At 40.9% G+C, this 18838-nt stretch carries 18 protein-coding genes; 11 read left to right on the top strand and 7 right to left on the bottom strand.

Features of this window, described 5'->3' with window-relative positions; translation table 11 throughout:
- A partial coding sequence (locus JFU56_RS22910; protein WP_206759252.1) for a hypothetical protein occupies positions 1-193 on the top strand: 193 nt, incomplete at its 5' end.
- 178 nt (positions 194-371) lie between these two features.
- Here JFU56_RS22910 and hemG read toward each other — a convergent pair.
- The 3 genes from hemG to JFU56_RS21390 are packed head-to-tail and all read right to left on the bottom strand — an operon-like array spanning position 372 to position 2999.
- Entirely contained in the window at positions 372-887 is a 516-nt protein-coding gene (gene hemG / locus JFU56_RS21400) for a menaquinone-dependent protoporphyrinogen IX dehydrogenase (RefSeq protein WP_198439272.1), read from the bottom strand.
- A 12-nt stretch (positions 888-899) separates the two neighbouring features.
- Positions 900-2357, bottom strand: coding sequence for a TrkH family potassium uptake protein (locus JFU56_RS21395; protein WP_198439271.1), 1458 nt, complete (start codon positions 2355-2357; stop codon positions 900-902).
- Between the two features lie 21 nt (positions 2358-2378).
- Positions 2379-2999, bottom strand: a complete 621-nt coding sequence (locus JFU56_RS21390; protein ID WP_198439270.1) for a YigZ family protein — start codon at positions 2997-2999, stop codon at positions 2379-2381.
- 497 nt (positions 3000-3496) lie between these two features.
- On the opposite strand from JFU56_RS21390, the gene fadB reads away from it, so the two are divergent.
- The 6 genes from fadB to yccS all read left to right on the top strand — a co-directional run bounded on the left by fadB (position 3497) and on the right by yccS (position 12642).
- Positions 3497-5641 carry a fatty acid oxidation complex subunit alpha FadB gene (fadB, locus tag JFU56_RS21385; protein WP_198439269.1) on the top strand — a complete coding sequence of 715 codons (2145 nt, stop codon included), beginning with the start codon at positions 3497-3499 and terminating at the stop codon, positions 5639-5641.
- A gap of 21 nt (positions 5642-5662) precedes the next feature.
- Entirely contained in the window at positions 5663-6832 is a 1170-nt protein-coding gene (gene fadA / locus JFU56_RS21380) for an acetyl-CoA C-acyltransferase FadA (protein WP_198439268.1), read from the top strand.
- 151 nt (positions 6833-6983) lie between these two features.
- Positions 6984-7697: a response regulator gene (locus tag JFU56_RS21375; protein ID WP_019442461.1), complete on the top strand. Its 714-nt coding sequence runs from the start codon at positions 6984-6986 to the stop codon at positions 7695-7697.
- Positions 7687-9156, top strand: a complete 1470-nt coding sequence (locus JFU56_RS21370) for an ATP-binding protein (RefSeq protein WP_198439267.1) — start codon at positions 7687-7689, stop codon at positions 9154-9156. Before JFU56_RS21375 ends, JFU56_RS21370 begins: the two co-directional genes overlap by 11 nt.
- A 65-nt stretch (positions 9157-9221) precedes the next feature.
- Positions 9222-10439, top strand: coding sequence for an ABC transporter substrate-binding protein (locus tag JFU56_RS21365; RefSeq protein WP_242066048.1), 1218 nt, complete (start codon positions 9222-9224; stop codon positions 10437-10439).
- Between the two features lie 40 nt (positions 10440-10479).
- A complete protein-coding gene (gene yccS / locus JFU56_RS21360) occupies positions 10480-12642 on the top strand; it encodes a YccS family putative transporter (RefSeq protein WP_198439265.1) in 2163 nt (720 codons plus the stop codon).
- 64 nt (positions 12643-12706) lie between these two features.
- On the opposite strand, the gene JFU56_RS21355 is transcribed toward yccS, so the two are convergent.
- Positions 12707-14557, bottom strand: a complete 1851-nt coding sequence (locus JFU56_RS21355) for a beta-ketoacyl synthase (protein ID WP_198439264.1) — start codon at positions 14555-14557, stop codon at positions 12707-12709.
- Positions 14558-14747: 190 nt separating this feature from the next.
- On the opposite strand from JFU56_RS21355, the gene JFU56_RS21350 reads away from it, so the two are divergent.
- Both JFU56_RS21350 and JFU56_RS21345 read left to right on the top strand, forming a co-directional pair.
- Positions 14748-15725: a GlxA family transcriptional regulator gene (locus JFU56_RS21350; protein ID WP_198439263.1), complete on the top strand. Its 978-nt coding sequence runs from the start codon at positions 14748-14750 to the stop codon at positions 15723-15725.
- A gap of 63 nt (positions 15726-15788) precedes the next feature.
- Positions 15789-15983: a (2Fe-2S)-binding protein gene (locus JFU56_RS21345; RefSeq protein ID WP_198439262.1), complete on the top strand. Its 195-nt coding sequence runs from the start codon at positions 15789-15791 to the stop codon at positions 15981-15983.
- Between the two features lie 24 nt (positions 15984-16007).
- On the opposite strand, the gene bfr (JFU56_RS21340) is transcribed toward JFU56_RS21345, so the two are convergent.
- The 3 genes from bfr (JFU56_RS21340) to JFU56_RS21330 form a co-directional block, all read right to left on the bottom strand.
- Positions 16008-16472: a bacterioferritin gene (gene bfr / locus JFU56_RS21340; protein WP_198439261.1), complete on the bottom strand. Its 465-nt coding sequence runs from the start codon at positions 16470-16472 to the stop codon at positions 16008-16010.
- Positions 16473-16495: 23 nt separating this feature from the next.
- Positions 16496-16969: a bacterioferritin gene (bfr, locus tag JFU56_RS21335; protein ID WP_019442469.1), complete on the bottom strand. Its 474-nt coding sequence runs from the start codon at positions 16967-16969 to the stop codon at positions 16496-16498.
- A gap of 121 nt (positions 16970-17090) precedes the next feature.
- On the bottom strand, positions 17091-17315 hold the full coding sequence (locus tag JFU56_RS21330) for a hypothetical protein (RefSeq protein WP_198439260.1): 225 nt from the start codon (positions 17313-17315) through the stop codon (positions 17091-17093).
- 154 nt (positions 17316-17469) lie between these two features.
- On the opposite strand from JFU56_RS21330, the gene tusA reads away from it, so the two are divergent.
- Together tusA and glyQ are read left to right on the top strand one after the other, a co-directional pair.
- Positions 17470-17718, top strand: a complete 249-nt coding sequence (tusA, locus tag JFU56_RS21325; protein ID WP_017223427.1) for a sulfurtransferase TusA — start codon at positions 17470-17472, stop codon at positions 17716-17718.
- Between the two features lie 205 nt (positions 17719-17923).
- On the top strand, positions 17924-18835 hold the full coding sequence (gene glyQ, locus JFU56_RS21320) for a glycine--tRNA ligase subunit alpha (protein WP_198439259.1): 912 nt from the start codon (positions 17924-17926) through the stop codon (positions 18833-18835).
- Positions 18836-18838: the final 3 nt, after the last annotated feature.

Raw genomic sequence — 18838 nt, 5'->3', positions numbered from 1 at the left:
CATTGATATAATATTTGGTCATTATATCTCTGCAAGTGCTCACACAGATTGCTTGAATAAATTGTTAAAGAGCATTGACCTTGACGTCTTTCGTCGTAGTCAGGCTGCGTATTCTACGCAAACCGAATTTGAAGTCAAGCACATATTTGCGCTTTATTCAGGACGCTTAAAAAGTAACCTAAGTCGTTTTTAAACACCTTTTACTTAGCGGCTGTTGCCGTGTCAGTGGCGCCATTATAGGCAAAACGAATTGATAGGCAAGTGTTTCATTACCCGTGCTTCAAAATACATAAACATGGGCAACTAATCGACACCCTCAGGTTAAATTTGATACTAAGCGTGAGTTCAGTACTATATATAAGTCAATAAACCTATAAGGTTTTCGCAAACAACGCCACTTTACTCCAATCAGTAAACTCAATATCTTTGCTTTTATCTGTACTACCACCGGTTATCTTCATAATCAGTTGAATGATGAGAGTCTGCCACCAGTTATACTTTGAGTATGACAACGCGCCAGCAAATACAGCTTGTTGTTTTGGTATCCAATCCGACTTAACTAAAAACGCCTGCATGTATGCATTTGTTTCCGGCGTATTCTTCTCTGCTTTTCTCGCGGTTAAATTAACACAGAAGAAACCATTATCTTTCGCTTCTAATTGCGCTTTATTAGCCGCAATAAATTGATAGAGTTTTTTATTCAAATGGCCATAACGAACAGATGCGCCAATAACTACTTTATCAAAGATAGCCATATCGATATGCTGACATTCATCAATATTAATGACTTCGCAAATATACTCATGAGTAATAGTCGCTTCGATTGCTTTAATTATTTTGAGCGTCTGACCATCAACGGTCGAATACAGAACTAGCATTTTTTTCATTATAGGTTCCACTTAACTACGCCAGAAAGCTGGGGTAAATAAAATTAATAAGGTAAATACTTCTAAACGACCGAATAACATAGCAACTACCAAGATCCATTTAGCACTGTCATTCACGTCTCCAAAATGCACCGCGACTTGGCCAAGTCCCGGCCCTAAGTTATTTAACGTTGCCACTACAGCTGAAAATGCCGATAATTCATCCATCCCAGTTGCGATCAAAGCCAGCATACAAATAACAAATACTAAGGCGTATGCTGAAAAGAACCCCCAAACGGCATCGATAACACGATCGGGTAATACTTTCTTGCCTAACTTAATCTTATAGACTGCACGCGGATGCACTAAACGTTTCATTTCACGCATACCTTGTAAGTAAAGCAATAAGATACGCACAACCTTCATACCACCACCAGTAGAACCAGCACAGCCACCAATAAAGCTCGAAAACACTAATAGCACCGGTAAAAATAATGGCCAATCTTGAAAACTCGTCGTCGTAAAACCTGCAGTGGTTGAAATAGATACAGCTTGGAATAACGCTTTATCTAATGCCATCTCTGGAGAATCGTATACACCTTTGGATAATAGTATAAAGAAACAAATTGCAACCAGTGCTAACTGTACGAATAAAAAGGCGCGTAATTCAATATCCTGAAAATAAGAGCCCGGTTTAAACCCTTTAATTGAAAAGGCGGCGAAGTGTAACGAGAAGTTAATCCCCGCAATAATTAAGAACACCACAGTGATCAGGTTTATCACCGGGCTATCAAAATGCCCCATACTACTATCGTGGGTAGAAAAACCACCAATCGCGATGGTAGAAAAACTATGTGATATCGCATCAAACATCGTCATCCCTGCCAACCAAAACGCCATGGCACAGACAACGGTAAGACATAAATAAATATACCAAAGCGCTTTCGCGGTTTCGGCTATGCGCGGTGTCATCTTCGAATCTTTCACTGGTCCAGGTGTTTCAGCTCGGTACAACTGCATACCACCAATACCTAATACAGGCAGAACAGCAACAGCAAGAACAATGATCCCCATTCCGCCTAACCACTGTAGAAACTGGCGATAAAACAATAACGCTTTAGGTAATTCGTCCAAGCCAACAATAACGGTTGCACCGGTTGTGGTTAAACCCGAGAAGGATTCAAAGAAAGCCCCTGCAACACTCAAATTTGGTTCTTCTGAAAGGATAAAAGGTAATGCACCAATACTGCCTAGAACCGTCCAAAATAAAACCACAATTAAAAAACCATCTTTGGCTTTTAATTCTTTTTTATAATTACGGTTTTTGTACCATAGGATACTGCCTAATACGATGCAGAAAACAAAGGAGTTAATGAAAACAAGACCACCACCATCCTTGTATATTGCCGCGATCAGTGCGGGGAATATCATGGTTACACTAAAAAGAGTAACCAATATCCCTACAATTCTTAAAATTGCCCTGAATTGCATTATTATTTTTATCCCTAAATATTAATCGACCACAGTGACATTAACTTGGCCATTGGTTTTATTTTTAACAGCTGTTATAAAGGCTTGAGTATGCCTTGCATCAACATCAAGCTGCATGACGACTTGTGCACCATATTCGGCATGGTTTAATTTACCATTATATACTGAAAATAAACTCTCTATTGCAGCTATTTGGGCATAATCACATGTTAAGTTCAGTTCTACATATATAAGGCATTCTATCGGTTCGACTAATTTTAATATTTGTTGTACACCGCCAGCATAAGCACGCACTAATCCACCGGTACCTAATTTGATGCCGCCATAATAGCGTACAACCACGGCTGTCATTTCACCTATATTACTTCCCAATAAACAATTAAGGATAGGTTTACCTGCTGTACCTGAAGGTTCACCATCATCACTAAACCCATATTGCTGTCCATCACTTGGTCTACCAGCAACAAATGCCCAGCAGTGATGACGTGCATCAGGGTGTTTTGCTTTAATATCTCGCACAAACTGCTCGGCTGCTTGCCGCCCTTTCGTTGGTGTAAGATAAGTAATAAAACGGCTCTTTTTTATTTCTTCGGTATATTCATAAGCCTGTTCTAAAACAAAATAAGGGCTAGTCGCTGTCATTTCTATCCTGTGTATATTCTACTATAAAGGTGCTCATCACCATTCTACTGTTATATCCTGATTGATAATAGCAGGTTCAGGATCACAATTTTTAAAAGTTAAGTAACGCTCAATTTATTTTTATTAAACATTCATCAACAAACATCTAACAATTAAAAACAAGTGTAAGCTGAACACTTTAAAGGTTATTGAACCATAAAATAACAGGAATAAAGAATTAAACTCCAACCTAAAGTTTAAATTAAGTACCTAGCGCCAAGTTTACAGCCAAATAACTTATTTTAGTAGAGTAACTACACTCTCTCCCCTTATCATTAACTATACTACTTAGTAGATACACAAACCTCGTATCCTAGATATTAATTTAAACGGTCGTTTAAAATAAGTGTTGAAATATTGTTAGTTTATCGACAGAATGAGATCAACCAGTACCCTACATAGCTGGTAAATAGCAAACGGAGCTGATGATCACCATCGCTTTAGCAAGGAGAAACGTAATGATTTACCAAGCCGAACAACTCTCGGTCACTCTATTAGAAGATGGCATCGCAGAATTAAAATATGACGCGAAAGGCCCTGTTAATAAATTTGATCAAGCAACATTACAAGCATTAACTGAAGCTGTAAAAGTATTACAGACTAATTCAGATATTAAAGGACTAATTCAAACATCAGGCAAAGGTGCGTTCATCGTTGGCGCTGATATCACTGAATTCCTCGATCTATTTAAACTACCAGACGCTGAACTACTCGGTTGGTTGGAACAAGCAAATGCAGTATTCAATGCGATTGAAGACCTGCCATATCCAACTATTTCGGCAGTTAACGGTCATGCACTTGGCGGTGGTTGTGAAGCAATTCTTGCTACGGATTTCCGTGTAGCAGACACAACAGCACGTATCGGCTTACCTGAAACTAAATTAGGTATCATGCCTGGTTTTGGTGGCACAGTACGTTTACCACGTCTAATCGGTGCAGATAATGCAGTTGAATGGATCACAACAGGTAAAGATTATAAAGCACCTGCAGCCCTCAAATTTGGCACTGTAGATGCAGTTGTAGCACCAGAAAAATTACGTGATGCAGCACTCTCTATGATTAAAGATGCGATTGCAGGCAAACTAGATTGGCAATCACGTCGCGCGCAAAAACAAGCGCCACTAGGTCTAAACAAAATTGAAGCGACAATGAGCTTCTCGACTGCACTTGGTATGGTATATGCGAAAGCAGGTAAACATTACCCAGCACCAACCGCAGCAGTGAAAGCTGTTGAAGCAGCAGCAAGAATGGATCGTACTGGTGCACTTGGTGTTGAAGCAGCAACCTTCATTAAACTTGCGAAAACAGATGCAGCACAAGCATTAGTTGGCTTATTCTTGAGCGACCAAGCATTAAAAGCGGGCGCAAAGAAAGCAGCAAAAGCAGGTAAAGCAACAAATAAGGCCGCTGTACTTGGCGCTGGTATTATGGGTGGCGGTATCGCTTACCAATCAGCAGTTAAAGGCACGCCAGTGATCATGAAAGATATCAACGATGCTGCATTAGATCTTGGTATGGCAACGGCATCTGGTTTATTAACAACGCAACTTAAACGTGGTCGTATTGACGGTACCAAACTTGCGAAAGTTATTTCTTCAATCACCCCAACGCTAAGCTATAACTCAGTTGATGAAGCTGACATTATTGTTGAAGCGGTTGTTGAAAATCCAAAAATTAAAGCGGCTGTACTGGCTGAATTAGAAGATAACGTGAGTGCTGACACTGTCATTACTTCGAACACATCTACTATCCCAATTAATGTACTTGCGAAGAGTCTAAAACGCCCAGAACAATTCTGTGGTATGCACTTCTTCAATCCAGTACACAAAATGCCATTAGTTGAAATCATCCGAGGTGAGAAATCATCAGATGAAACAATTGCAACGACTGTTGCATATGCAGCTAAAATGGGTAAAACGCCTATCGTTGTAAACGACTGCCCAGGTTTCTTCGTAAACCGCGTATTGTTCCCTTACTTCTTCGGTTTCTCAAAACTAATCGCTGATGGTGCTGATTTTGTGGCTGTTGATAAAGTAATGGAAAAACAATTCGGTTGGCCAATGGGTCCTGCATACTTACTTGATGTTGTAGGTATTGATACAGGTCATCATGCAGCAGCTGTAATGGCAGATGGTTTCCCTGAACGTATGGCGAAAACAGGCAAAGATTCTATCGATGTGATGTTTGAAGCAACACGTTATGGCCAGAAAAATGGTGTTGGTTTCTATTCTTATGCAAAAGACCGTCGTGGTCGCGTACAGAAAACACCAGATGCGAAAAGCTATGAACTACTTGCTGAAGTAGCGAGCGAAAAAGCTGATTTTACTAAAGATGAAATCATCGCTCGTTGTATGATCCCAATGATTAACGAAGTTGTTCGTTGTCTTGAAGAAGGTATTGTTGCTACACCAGGTGATGCTGATATGGCACTTATCTATGGTATTGGCTTCCCTCCATTCCGTGGTGGTGTGTTCCGTTACCTAGATACTATGGGTCTGGATAAATACATTGAATTAGCTGATTCACTTGCTGATTTAGGACCACTTTACCAAGTAACTGATGGCTTGCGTCAACGCGCAGCTGACGGCAAAACTTTTTACTAAGACACGAACGAGGATAATAAAATGAGAGATGTAGTTGTAGTCGATTGTCTACGTACACCTATGGGTCGTTCTAAAGCCGGTGCATTCCGCCACGTTCGTGCTGAAGATCTATCTGCAAAATTAATGCGAGGCTTGCTTGACCGTAACCCTGAAGTTGATCCAAATGACATCGAAGATGTTTATTGGGGTTGCGTTCAGCAAACGCTAGAGCAAGGTTTCAATATCGCCCGTAATGCTTCATTACTTGCTGGTATCCCAATCACAGCAGGCGCAACAACAGTTAACCGTCTATGTGGTTCATCAATGCAAGCTATCCATGATGCTACACGTGCTATCGCAATGGGCGACGGCGATGTGATGATCATTGGTGGTGTTGAGCACATGGGTCACGTACCGATGAATCACGGTGTTGATTTCCACGTTGGTCTGGCTAAATCTACTGCGAAAGCAGCGGGTATGATGGGTCTAACGGCTGAGATGCTAGGTAAAATGCACGGTATTACACGTGAGCAACAGGATGCATTTGCGGTTCGTTCTCACAAGCTGGCACAAGCTGCGACAGAATCAGGTCGTTTCAAGCGTGAAATACTACCAATTGAAGGTCACGATGCTGACGGCGTATTAAAATTGTATGATTTCGATGAAGTAATTCGTCCGGAGACATCAATGGAAAGCCTAGGTAACTTACGTCCAGTATTTGATCCTGTTAACGGCACTGTAACAGCGGGTACTTCATCTGCATTATCAGATGGTGCTTCTGCAATGTTACTTATGTCTGCAGACAAAGCGAAAGAACTGGGTCTTAAGCCTCGTGCTCGCGTTGTATCTATGGCTGTAGCTGGTTGTGATCCATCAATCATGGGTTACGGCCCTGTACCAGCAACGAAGAAAGCGCTTAAACGTGCAGGTCTAACAATTGATGATATCGATGTATTCGAATTAAACGAAGCATTCGCAGCGCAGTCTTTACCTTGTGTAAAAGACTTAGGCTTAGAAGATGTTGTTGATACTAAGATTAACCTTAACGGTGGTGCTATCTCACTAGGTCACCCACTGGGTTGCTCTGGTTCACGTATCTCGACTACGTTAGTGAACGAACTTGAAGTGCAAGGCGGCAGATATGGTCTAGCGACTATGTGTATCGGTCTTGGTCAAGGTATCGCGACAGTATTTGAGCGTATCGAAGACTAATAACGACTGTACAAAAAATACGGTTCTTTAATCTATATCAAGCCAACTATCCTATAGTTGGCTTTTTTATGTCTTCTTAAAATGTTCTTCTTGAAATTTTACCCGCCAAGCTGTTCAATAGACATTACGCACTGTAAATAATGGATTGAGCATGAGTACCAAAAAGCAAATTTTAGTCGTTGACGATGATGTAGAGATCAAAGAGTTACTCAGTGAATATCTCGATCAAGCTGGATTTTCAGTGCTCACGGCGGGTGAAGGCAAAGAAATGCAACGCGTACTCGCAACCAATACCCCCGATCTCATCGTTTTAGATGTGATGATGCCAGGTGACGATGGCTTTACCTTATGCCAAAAAATTCGCCGTACTTCGCAAGTACCTATCATCATGTTAACCGCCAATTCAGATGAAGCCGACCGCATTGTAGGGCTAGAAATTGGTGCCGATGATTACATGGCTAAACCTTTTAGCCCGCGCGAATTACTGGCGCGAATTAAAGCGTTATTACGTCGTTCAAGTTATACCAAGCCGACCCAAGGTCGCTATTTTGTGTTTGCCAATTGGAAACTCGATACCTTAACACGCCAATTAATCAACTTAACCGATAACAATGCCACCGAATTATCCGGTAGTGAATTCAATATGTTGAAGTTATTTGTTACCAACCCAAATCAAGTTTTGAGTCGTGATAACTTATCCGATGCTACCCGAGGCCGAGAAGCGCTACCACTTGAACGCGGTATTGATATTCAGCTCAGCCGTCTACGTCAAAAACTCGGCGATAACAGTAAAACACCAACCTTAATCAAAACGATTCGTGGGCGTGGGTACGTGTTGATTACTGAAGTGTCTTATGACGATTAAAGAACATATTTACCGCCAATTACCGAGTTCACTGGTCTCGAGAATGTTATTGCTGACGCTATTATCCATTGCAACAGCACAGTTTATTTCAACCAGTATTTGGTACAATTTCAGTAAAGATCAAGAGCTCGATGGATTAAAAAATACCGCCGAAGGCATGGCACAAAATATCGCGTCAACGGCGACATTTTTTAATTCACTACCATTACAATATCGCCATATCGTCTTAGAACAATTGCGAGACTTTGGCGGCAGTCGCTATTTTGTATCCTTAAACGAAGTCGAAATAACGATCGACCCCGTTGAAAATAGCGAAATGAAACGGGTGGTTCTCGACGAGTTTCAACGTGTACTCGGTGATAAACTCGGTAATAATATCGTCATTAAAACGGAGTTTTCCCACCCAAAAACCTTGCATGTTCTCAACAATGATACCCTGCTATCGGATTTACCACGCTCTTGGGCGCACTATTCACTCACTTTAGAGCCGCTCAATCCACCGGTATTAGTGATCCAAATGATGCTAGCCCCTGATGAGTGGTTATATATTGCCGCGTTATTACCCGCACCTTATGTATCACTCAACGATAACTTAGTCAGTAATGAACAATTGTTTTTCATCTTCTTGATCACGGCGAATTTAATGTGGATGATTTACGTATTAGTGCGCTGGCAAACCAAGCCATTAAAAAGACTCGCAGCGGCCGCGGCAACATTGAGTCAAGATTTAGACCAACCCCCTTTAGCTGAAACCGGGGCATCTGAATTAGTCATCGCCACCAAAGCATTCAACCGTATGCATTTACGTATAAAACGCTATATCGACGATCGTGAACGCTTATTTCGTTCTATTTCTCATGATTTAAAAACACCGATCACCCGCTTACGTTTACGCGCGGAATTACTTAATGATGATACCAAGACAGCCAAGTTTAATAAGGATCTAGATCAGTTAGAAATGATGGTCAAAGGCGCGCTACAATGCGTTAAAGACACTGATATTCATGAAAATAATGAAATCATTGATATCCAAGAGCTGCTCTACGAAATTACCGAACACCATAATTGCCACGAAGAAAAAGTGACGTTTGAGTTTCCCAATATCGCCATTCAATACCCAGGAAAACCACTAGCGATCAAACGCTGCTTAACCAACCTAGTTGAGAACGCCATTAAATATGGTGATTTCTTACACCTCATAGTCGAACAACAACAGGAACATATCGTTATTTGCCTTATCGATTCGGGTCCCGGTATTCCAGAAAATATGTTAGAAGATATATTCACGCCCTACACGCGCATAGCCCAAGATACTGATGGTTCGGGCTTAGGATTAAGTATTGCGCGGAATATTGCCAGTGCCCATGGCGGTACACTCACCCTCCACAATCGAGAGAATTCAGGACTTAAAGTGATCTTACGACTTCCCCATAAACCTTCATCACGAGCATTGTCATGATCACCCTTAGCCACAGCCATAGAAATAGTCATAACCGAATCCCACGGCTGTTGATATTATTAAGCATGCTATGTACATATTCAGCCACAGCAAGCCAAGTCGAAGTATTGCATTGGTGGACATCGGGCGGCGAGCTCGATGCACTCAGTGAATTACAAGAAAAAGTAAAACAAACCGATAATACCTGGCTCGATTTTGCCATCAAAGGTGGTGGCGGTAATAGCGCATTAACAGTATTACGCTCTCGCGCCGTATCAGGTAATCCGCCAACAGCAGCATTAATTAAAGGTCACAACATTCAAGAATGGGCAAAGTTAGGTTTTCTTACCTCGTTAGATGATATTGCCAAGCGTGAACAATGGGATAGTAAATTGCCAGAGTTCATTCAACCGGTGATGAAATATAAAGGCCATTATGTTGCCGTACCCATTAATATTCATCGCATTAATTGGTTATGGCTGAATCAAGCGGTATTCAAGCAAGCCAAAATTGCGATACCGACTAATTTAAATGAACTAATCACAGCATTACCGCTATTGGAAGCCGCTGGTTATTTACCGATAGCGCACACCTCAGAGCCATGGGCAGATGCGATCTTATTTGAATCAATTAGCTTATCAATACTGGGGGCCGAGCAGTACAAACAAGCATTTGTTGAACTCAATCCGCAAGTTCTCACCTCACCAGCGATGATCGACGCCTTTGCTCAATTACGAAAAATATCGTTGTATATTGATAAAAATGCTAAAAATCGCACTTGGGAACAATCAACCAGACTGCTTATTGACGACCAAGCTGCGATACAAATCATGGGGGATTGGGTGGCTGGTAAATTACTGCAAGAAAAACAGCAATTAAATACCAAGATCCGCTGTATCGAATTTCCAGGCAGTGAAGGTATATTTAGCTACAACGTCGATAGTTTTGCTTTTTTTAAATTGAAAAGTGTCTCTCCAGACGTTAAAAAAGCGCAGAACACCTTAGCAAGCATCATCTTAACCCCCGAGCTACAGCGTGATTTCAATGCCAAGAAAGGCTCTCTACCGATAATCAATACGATGGATAATAACAATTTAAATCCCTGCAGTAAGCAAGCGTATGACGACTATCAACAAGCAACAAAAAACCATACGTTAGTGCCGACATTCTCACAAGCAATGGCAACCACAACCTATGTGCAATCAGCAATCACACGGGTTATTAGTAATTTCATTTATGATAAAAGCATCAGTAATGAAACCGCCGTGGTCCAATTAACTAACGCGATAAAAGCAGCACAGTAGCAATGATGATTTATCTCACCTTATTTGGAGCCCAATACACATGCTGATATTATGGCAAAAGCTGACTTATTTGACGGCCAACAGTAACTTTTTTATTGCCTTAAAAGCATTTCTTGCTTCAATTACATTACTGATCCCGGGTTATTTTCTGGGTTTTTCTGAATTTGCCGTGACCGCAGTACTGGGGATTGTAGCGGCCGTTATTTCTGAGGGTGACGACAGTATTAAGCAGCGTATGATTAATAGTTTGTTAGCGCTGGTTTGCTTTACTTTATCGTCATTATTGGTCAGTTTATTATTCCCCTACCCACTGCTATTTTTACTGGGCAGCTGTCTATTTAGTTTTGCGATCATTATTTTAGGCTCGCTCGGTAAGCGTTATGTCACCATCAGTTTTGCGACGTTAATGATTGCCGTTTATACCATGCTCAGCTTAAGCCATGATGCTGAATCGGCTACAACACTTAGTAGCCATGATTTTAACCCCAGCTCATTGTTACTTATTGCTGGTGCAGGATGGTATTTCATCATCTCGACAGTGCTGCTTAAAGTCACTTTATATAATCCAATCCGCGAACGCTTAGCTGATATTTATTTTTCCTTAGGTTTATACCAACAAGAGAAATCGAAGTTTTTTTCCCAAACCAAATATGATCATAAAACCATTCGCCATACTTTATCGACCTTAAATATTAATATCGTTAATGCGATGTCCGAGTGTCGAACCAATATTGATTACCATGTCGGTGAAAAAGATATTTCCCATGAACTCCAGCACTTGATCCATCTTTATCAAGAAGCTCAAGAACTGCATGAAAAAATGACCTCGAGCCATTTTCATTATGGGTCATTAAAACGTAATTTAAACAATGATTTAATTATTGCTGGTTTCGAGCAAGTATTAAAACAACTTGCCAGCGCCTGTACTCAACGTGGTCACGCGACTTTATACAAGCAAGCTTATCAACATGATCATGGTTTAACTTGGTCGTTAGCCATTTTAAAACAAGAATTACTGACATTGGAAACCTCGCTAGAATGGCAACTCTTTGGCCCCTTAAAACTGTTATTTCGGAATTTACGTAAAGCCGACGAATTATTAATTAACAGCGAACCACAAAACGATCAAGCATTCTTAGTCATGGCGCCACGTGAACAACTTCCGGTAATACAACGCCTCGGTAATGCATTGCATTTATCGAGTCCAGTATTTCGTCACGCGATCCGTTTAACCTTAGGTATCGCCTTAGGTATTGGCATTATTTTAGCGTCTGATTTGCATGGCTACTGGGTGGTATTAACAACATTATTTGTATTACAACCAAGTTACAGTGCCACGCGAGTAAAACTAAAGCAGCGTATTAGCGGTACACTGATGGGCATTATTATAGGTGCAACCTTGCTGTACCTGTTCCCAACAGAACGCAGCCAATTATTTTTATTAGCGATATCGGCATTTCTGTTCTTTTACTATTTACGTCAGAATTACAGCAGAGCAGTGACCTATATTACCTTACTGGTACTATTAGCATTTAACGTACTCTACCAACAAGGTTACGTTGTTACGATACCGCGGATCATCGATACCTTAACCGGTTGTAGTATTGCATTCTTGCTCGCAAAGTTAGTACTTCCTAACTGGCAGTATAAGCAATTTCCGAAATACTTAGTCGAAGCGATTACTGCCAATCAAAACTATTTTCATGAGATCATTAAGCAATACGTATCAGGTAAAAATAATGATTTACCCTACCGAGTCTCCCGTCGTAAAGCCTATGTCGCCGACAGTCACTTGATCGCATCGTGGAAAGACATGCAAGTTGAACCCAACGATAAACGTCATAAACTAAATCATGTTTACGATATTTCACGTCGTAACCATGCCATGTTATCAGCATTGTCCGCGTTAGGTGTGCACAGAAATAAAATTATTGATCCGCGATTACAGCAAGATTTAGCCTTGGTCGCACAATTAATTAGCAGCGCGTTAGAACAGACACAAAATACGATCTTGTCGCCAGTCAACGTCGATAAGGCTTATATTAGTGAGATCGAATCGTTACTGAAACGCTATGAAAATGATGGCCATAAACATACGTTATTATTAATTCAAAAGCTGAAGCAAATAGTGGAGATCACAGAAGAATTACAAGTGATGGCAGATGATATGAATCTAGTCGCCTATCCCCTTGCCCGTGCTTAACGTACAAGGGAACAAATAAACTCACGATTATAGCGGTTCTCGCGATAATCGTGAGTTTTTCGTACTAGCTATAATCTTGATATGGGTTACTTTGTGCTAACTTGATGGCGTTTGCAAAACCTTGTAAACGCACTTCTTCAGTGCTGATGTTAACGCCCGCTTCATCAATCACCGCATTACCAAATGCATAACGGATGTTTTCATCGCCAGCACAAGCATTGCGATCAGCTGTTGCTGCCGTTTGTTGGATTTGGCTGTTCTTTTCTTGGTAAGTATTTACTACCGACGCACCGTACTTAGCTTTAAGCATCATCAAAGTTTGCTGAGGAGATAATACTAAGCCAGTCGCGTTGTTACCGCCAAACCCTTTCGCGTTCAACAATACCGCTTTCATCTCTTGGCCTTTATCGCCAACAAACTGATGGTCAGTTAAAATGTTAAGGTTAGCTTGGTGAACATCATCAGCAATATGATCGATAGTTTTAATACCTGGGATCCAACCATGCTGCCATACTCCAAGCGATGCCACTAATTGATCGCCAGCTGCGGCCCCCATTGAATGGCCAACATATGATTTAATGGCCGTAACAGGCCAATTAGTAATATTAAAGCTAGCCGCAACTTCACTCAAAATATGACTTTCAGTAACGCGGTTTTGTGGCGTGCCTGTCCCATGCGCTTGGACAAAGGTATGCTGTAAACCACCTTCGCCTAAAATGGCTTTCGCTAATGCTGTTGCTTTCGCCACTGTCACGTAGTTACCAATACCTGGTGCTGAAATTGATTTTTTATTGGCGTCGGCATTAATGAATACATCAGCAACAGAACCGTAAATAGTCACACCGAGCTCTAAAGCTAATTCATCATCCATCAACACCACAAATTGTGCTGACTCCGCCATGGTAAAGCCTGCGTTAGATGAAAATGGACGACAAGCACGACGGTTATCCACGCTATCACTGTTATCCAATGCTTTAAGCTGATCATCTTCAGCTAATGCCCCCATCACGCGGAAACCTTCCATCACGCCAGTTTCAACAGGTGCTTCAGCGTTCCCCACGATCGCGACTTTTGACTTACCAGATTGGATATCTAACATCCCCTGACGCAAGTTATACAGGAAGCTAGCACAAGCGCCCATATTCGTCCCCGTTGTACCGGCACTGTTGATCACATAGCTATTAATAAAGTCTGCAGGCATTTCGGCTAATGCCATTGCCATCATTTTGGTACTAACACGGCCACCTTTGAAATAAGCAGACAGCATGCCGCCAAATGAATTTTCATCCACTTGACCAAGTGCACTACCAGCATAAACAGAGACTTCATCTGGATTAATTAATGTCAGGATTGAATCCCAATCAACACCCAATGAGTTAAGCGCATCTGACGCGCCGTATACCGTTAGTTTTAAACCGCGCGGATGTGAACGTGAATTATATAATTTATCGAGATCGAAACCGGTGGGAATATTACCCGCACTTGATACCGGATAATCGATAGCATCATTAATTAACACATCAAAGTCACCTTCAACGGTCACTGTCACGGTTTTATTATCAATATCAGTAAGTGACCAATTCGCCGGGATCGTATGTGGCAATTTCGATTTTTTTAATTGAAATGTAATTGGCTCAGCACCTGCCGTTAACTTTGCTTTACGCTGAAAAGGCACCGCTTTTGGATCAAACGTAGTGGCGTGACGTACTAAGGTACCCGCTTTAATTTGCGCAATAATATCAGCATTAATATCGCTCGAATCAAGTCCCATACGCTGTGCGAGATCTTGCCATGTACTGGCCATGACATCGTCTTGCAGCGCATCGCACACTAAACGTTTATAACTGTGGAAACCAGAACTACGTCCAGCTGCATTAATACCACCCAAACCAACAATTAACGGTAACTTCGCCATTTTATTACATCTCATTCAAATCTAAGCTATTGCTAGCTAGTCTAGCAAGTTATACTAACAATACACTTTCAACTGTGCCATTTACCCTGACACTTGTGCCACCGCGGTTTTTTAGTCTATAAAAGCAAGGCACTGAACCATAAATAAATAGATAGTCTAAATTTAGATTGTTATTGCATCGGAGTTTGCTGTGAAAATTGGATTTGTACTTTATGATAAAGCGTTAGTCACTGGCATCTCTTTAGCGGCAGAAATGCTCTCCGGTGCGTCACGCTTACGTGACCGCAAAACCCAGCATCAAGATCCGTTGGAAATAAAATTAATTTCGACTAGCTTAGCAGCAAAATCTCTCACCGCGGGGTTGCGCTTACAACCCGATTTAACCTTTGAATGTGAACACGAATTTGATCTAGTCATTCTCCCTCCTATGTGGGGAAACCCTTTAGTATCAATAATTAAGTACCCTCAAGTCATTCCTTGGTTACATCAACAATATAACCAAGGTGCAAAAATACTCTCAACTGGCACCGGCGTTTGCTGGTTAGCTGAAGCAGGTTTACTCGACGGCTTACCAGCCACCACACATTGGTATTTTTACGATCAATTTAGCCAACACTACCCACAAGTCAAACTTAATCGTCAGGCTTCAATTACCGCCGCTAACGGTTTATATTGTGCTGGTAGCATTAACTCACAATCAGAGATGATGTTGTTTTTAATCAATGAGATGTTTGGCAAGAAGATCGCTAGCGTGATTGAAAACCACTTTTCTCATGAAATATCACGCACCGAACAACAACCTTTCTATCAAATTGGTGGCCAAGTGCAATTCGATGAATCCATTGCCCTCGCGCAAGATTGGATGCAACGTAATATGGCAAAAGTGATCACCAATCAAATGATTGCCGATGTTTGCCAACTGCCGTTACGCACTTTCAATCGCCGCTTCAAAGAACAAGTTGGAAAAACGCCGAATCAGTTTTTATTAACCCTCAGACTCGAGACAGCACAAGTATTATTACGCGATTTTGGGCTCACTATGTGTGATGTTTCCGAACAGGTTGGTTTTCGCGATGCATATTATTTCAAAAAAAAATTCGAGCAACACTTTGATATGGCTCCAAAACAATATCGAGACATGGTAAAGGCCAAAGTTTTCGCCCCATAGCGTCTTGATAATCATTCTCATTCATATTAACATCATCATAAATTCAGCTCGGAATAACAATTTATGTACGTATGTATTTGTCGCGGTATTACCGATAAGCAGTTAATAAAAAGTATCGATGAAGGTGCTACAACCATGAAAACATTAAGCACTGAACTGGGTATTGGTAGCCAGTGTGGAAAATGCTGCCAATGTGCAAAAAAAATCTTAAACCAGACCTTAATTAAACAAGCACAACAACAGCCACTAGTCGCTTAATGATTCAAACCAACACGTTTAACGCTACATCTGTGACTGTAGGTAATTATCTAAACCAGCATGGCGGATAAGATACTCTTGGCTTTCAACCCAATCGATTTGCTCTTCAACCTCTTCTAAAATTTCAGCCGCTATATCACGACTAATGTAATCCTGACTGTTTTCACATTCAGCAATCAAGGTTTGTAACACCACGCGAATACTCAGTTCCAGTTCCATATTAAGGTGCAGCATTTCTGGCGTATCTTCACCAATAGCCAAGCGTCCTAAATCTTGTAGATTGGGTAAACCTTGTAAAAATAAAATCCGATTTATGAACTTATCGGCTTGCTTCATTTTCAAAATAGACTGTTTATAATCTGCTTTATCAAGTTGCTCTAGCCCCCAATTTCGATACATACGAGCATGTAAAAAATACTGATTAATTGCCACTAATTTACAGCCTAATGCTTTATTTAGCAGCATTATAATTTGGTTATTGCCTTGCATAAGTAACTCCGAATATGAGTCGGTTAAACACCGATATGAGATTGGATATAGTTCGCTAAGCTAATTTTTTGGATCAAACCTAATTGCTGCTCTAACCAATAAACATGGTCTTCTTCGGTATCAGCAAGTAAAGGCAGTAACACCTGCCGAGTTTGATAGTCGCCTTCATCTTCACATAATTTAATACTCGCTCTGATGGCAGCGACAACTTCCATTTCCAGTACCAAATCATTTTTGAGCATGCTAGGAACATCATCACCAATGAGTAAATCACGGCGATCTTTTAAATTAGGGGTGCCTTCAAGAAATAAAATACGTTTGATCAACGCATCAGCATGCGTTATCTCTTCTTCCATTTCATGATTCATTTGTTGATAGAGTTTTTCTAAACCCCAATCTTGGTACATACGAGAATGGGTAAAATATTGATCTATAGCTGCTAGTTCATTGTGTAATAAGCCATTTAAGCTAGCGATAACTTGAGTGTTACCTTTCATAATTAACTCCAATATACAGGTAGTAGAATTAAGCTTAGATAACAATTACAGTTTTACAATTTCAAGGGTAGGTATTGCAGGCGAGATAACAAAACAGAGGGTGGTATACCCTCTGTTATTTTTACTTCGTATCGTCTTTGTGTTCCGTTTTTTCGGTTTTATTTTCAGTGCTGTCTTCTTCGACGAAATAATCACTTAATTCAACCCAAACTGCGATACCAACAATGCTTAATACCCCGAGCCAAGTACCTGTATCGGCAATAGGAACTTCCATAAGCATGATTAGCAAAGAAAAAAAAGCGATTGAAGAATATACTTTTAGTCTGCCACTGGCTTGTAGTAACATACACACTCCTTGTTGATGGTTACTTGACTGCGCAAGATAAGTATCACGCGGTTATTAACAATTTAACAACATAATGGTGATTATCCAATATATAATTACCGCTACTCATTAATATTAGCCTATTTACGTATATTGACCACATAGAGAAAACCTGATGAACCCATTATTTTCGAATCCAGAACATGAACTAGATGCCCTAGGTTTACGCTGTCCAGAACCCGTTATGATGGTACGAAAAACAGTAAGAAAACTCGATGATGGCCAGACATTACTGATTATTGCAGATGATCCTGCAACGGTACGTGATATTCCTAGTTTTTGTCAGTTTATGGATCACACGTTAGTCGCGAGCCAAACAGAGCAATTACCGTATCAATATTTGATTAAAAAAGGCGTTAATTAGTCCGCTTTAAGCCGCGAATATACAGATAATATATTCGCGTATTCACCGCCTCTTCAGCCACTTTTCTAGCCTTAAATTACTGCGCCAACCCAAATAGCTGAAAAAAACGCACTAACCAAGTCAAATTTTGTAATTTATCCTATATTCATATCTGCTCAGCAGGTATACTTTAGCTATTATTTCTTTGCTTTATTGTGCAGATATCATGTCAAATTATAACGTTAAAACTTTTCAAGGGCTGATCCTAGCACTGCAGGATTACTGGGCTCGCCAAGGTTGTGCGATCGTACAACCATTCGATATGGAAGTAGGTGCCGGCACCTCTCACCCAATGACGTTCTTACGTTCATTAGGTCCAGAGCCAATGGCTTATGCTTACGTTCAACCATCACGTCGTCCTACCGATGGCCGTTATGGTGAAAATCCAAATCGTTTACAACACTACTATCAGTTTCAAGTAGTGATCAAACCGTCTCCAGCGAATATCCAAGAATTATACTTGGACTCACTGAAAGAAGTTGGTCTTGATCCATTGGTTCACGATATTCGCTTCGTAGAAGATAACTGGGAAAACCCAACATTGGGAGCCTGGGGTCTAGGTTGGGAAATCTGGCTAAACGGTATGGAAGTATCGCAATTTACTTACTTCCAAGCAGTTGGTGGCCTTGAATGTACGCCAGTTACTGGTGAAATGACTTACGGTCTTGAACGTCTTGCGATGTATATCCAAGAAGTAGACAGCGTATACGACCTAGTATGGACCGATGGTCCACTTGGTGTTGTTAAATACGGTGACATTTTCCACCAAAATGAAGTTGAGCAATCAACTTATAACTTCGAACATGCTGATGTTGATTTCCTATTCACTCTGTTTGATGAAAGTGAAAAAGAAGCGCAAAAGCTACTCGATTTAGAAGTGCCGCTACCACTACCAGCATACGAACGTATTCTTGATGCTGGCCACGCATTTAATATGCTCGATGCGCGTCATGCTATCTCAGTGACTGAGCGTCAACGTTATATTTTACGTATTCGCACCCTTTCTAAAGGTGTAGCTGAAGCGTATTACGCATCTCGTGAAGCACTAGGCTTCCCGCTATGTAAAAAAGACAAATAGGAA

The sequence above is a fragment of the Moritella sp. F3 genome (assembly GCF_015082335.1).
Taxonomy (GTDB): Bacteria; Pseudomonadota; Gammaproteobacteria; order Enterobacterales; family Moritellaceae; genus Moritella.
Note: the sequence above shows the minus strand (reverse complement) of the source record. Positions and strands in the feature narration are given on the sequence as shown.

Bases quoted from the DNA above. Each gene is read 5' to 3' on its own strand.
- fadA (WP_198439268.1), top strand. From the start codon at position 5,663: ATGAGAGATGTAGTTGTAGTCGATTGTCTACGTACACCTATGGGTCGT.
- glyQ (WP_198439259.1), top strand. From the start codon at position 17,924: ATGTCAAATTATAACGTTAAAACTTTTCAAGGGCTGATCCTAGCACTG.
- JFU56_RS21375 (WP_019442461.1), top strand. From the start codon at position 6,984: ATGAGTACCAAAAAGCAAATTTTAGTCGTTGACGATGATGTAGAGATC.
- bfr (WP_019442469.1), bottom strand. From the start codon at position 16,969: ATGAAAGGTAACACTCAAGTTATCGCTAGCTTAAATGGCTTATTACAC.
- JFU56_RS21395 (WP_198439271.1), bottom strand. From the start codon at position 2,357: ATGCAATTCAGGGCAATTTTAAGAATTGTAGGGATATTGGTTACTCTT.
- fadB (WP_198439269.1), top strand. From the start codon at position 3,497: ATGATTTACCAAGCCGAACAACTCTCGGTCACTCTATTAGAAGATGGC.
- yccS (WP_198439265.1), top strand. From the start codon at position 10,480: ATGCTGATATTATGGCAAAAGCTGACTTATTTGACGGCCAACAGTAAC.
- JFU56_RS21370 (WP_198439267.1), top strand. From the start codon at position 7,687: ATGACGATTAAAGAACATATTTACCGCCAATTACCGAGTTCACTGGTC.
- JFU56_RS21330 (WP_198439260.1), bottom strand. From the start codon at position 17,315: ATGTTACTACAAGCCAGTGGCAGACTAAAAGTATATTCTTCAATCGCT.
- bfr (WP_198439261.1), bottom strand. From the start codon at position 16,472: ATGCAAGGCAATAACCAAATTATAATGCTGCTAAATAAAGCATTAGGC.
- JFU56_RS21365 (WP_242066048.1), top strand. From the start codon at position 9,222: ATGCTATGTACATATTCAGCCACAGCAAGCCAAGTCGAAGTATTGCAT.
- JFU56_RS21345 (WP_198439262.1), top strand. From the start codon at position 15,789: ATGTACGTATGTATTTGTCGCGGTATTACCGATAAGCAGTTAATAAAA.
- hemG (WP_198439272.1), bottom strand. From the start codon at position 887: ATGAAAAAAATGCTAGTTCTGTATTCGACCGTTGATGGTCAGACGCTC.
- tusA (WP_017223427.1), top strand. From the start codon at position 17,470: ATGAACCCATTATTTTCGAATCCAGAACATGAACTAGATGCCCTAGGT.
- JFU56_RS21355 (WP_198439264.1), bottom strand. From the start codon at position 14,557: ATGGCGAAGTTACCGTTAATTGTTGGTTTGGGTGGTATTAATGCAGCT.
- JFU56_RS21390 (WP_198439270.1), bottom strand. From the start codon at position 2,999: ATGACAGCGACTAGCCCTTATTTTGTTTTAGAACAGGCTTATGAATAT.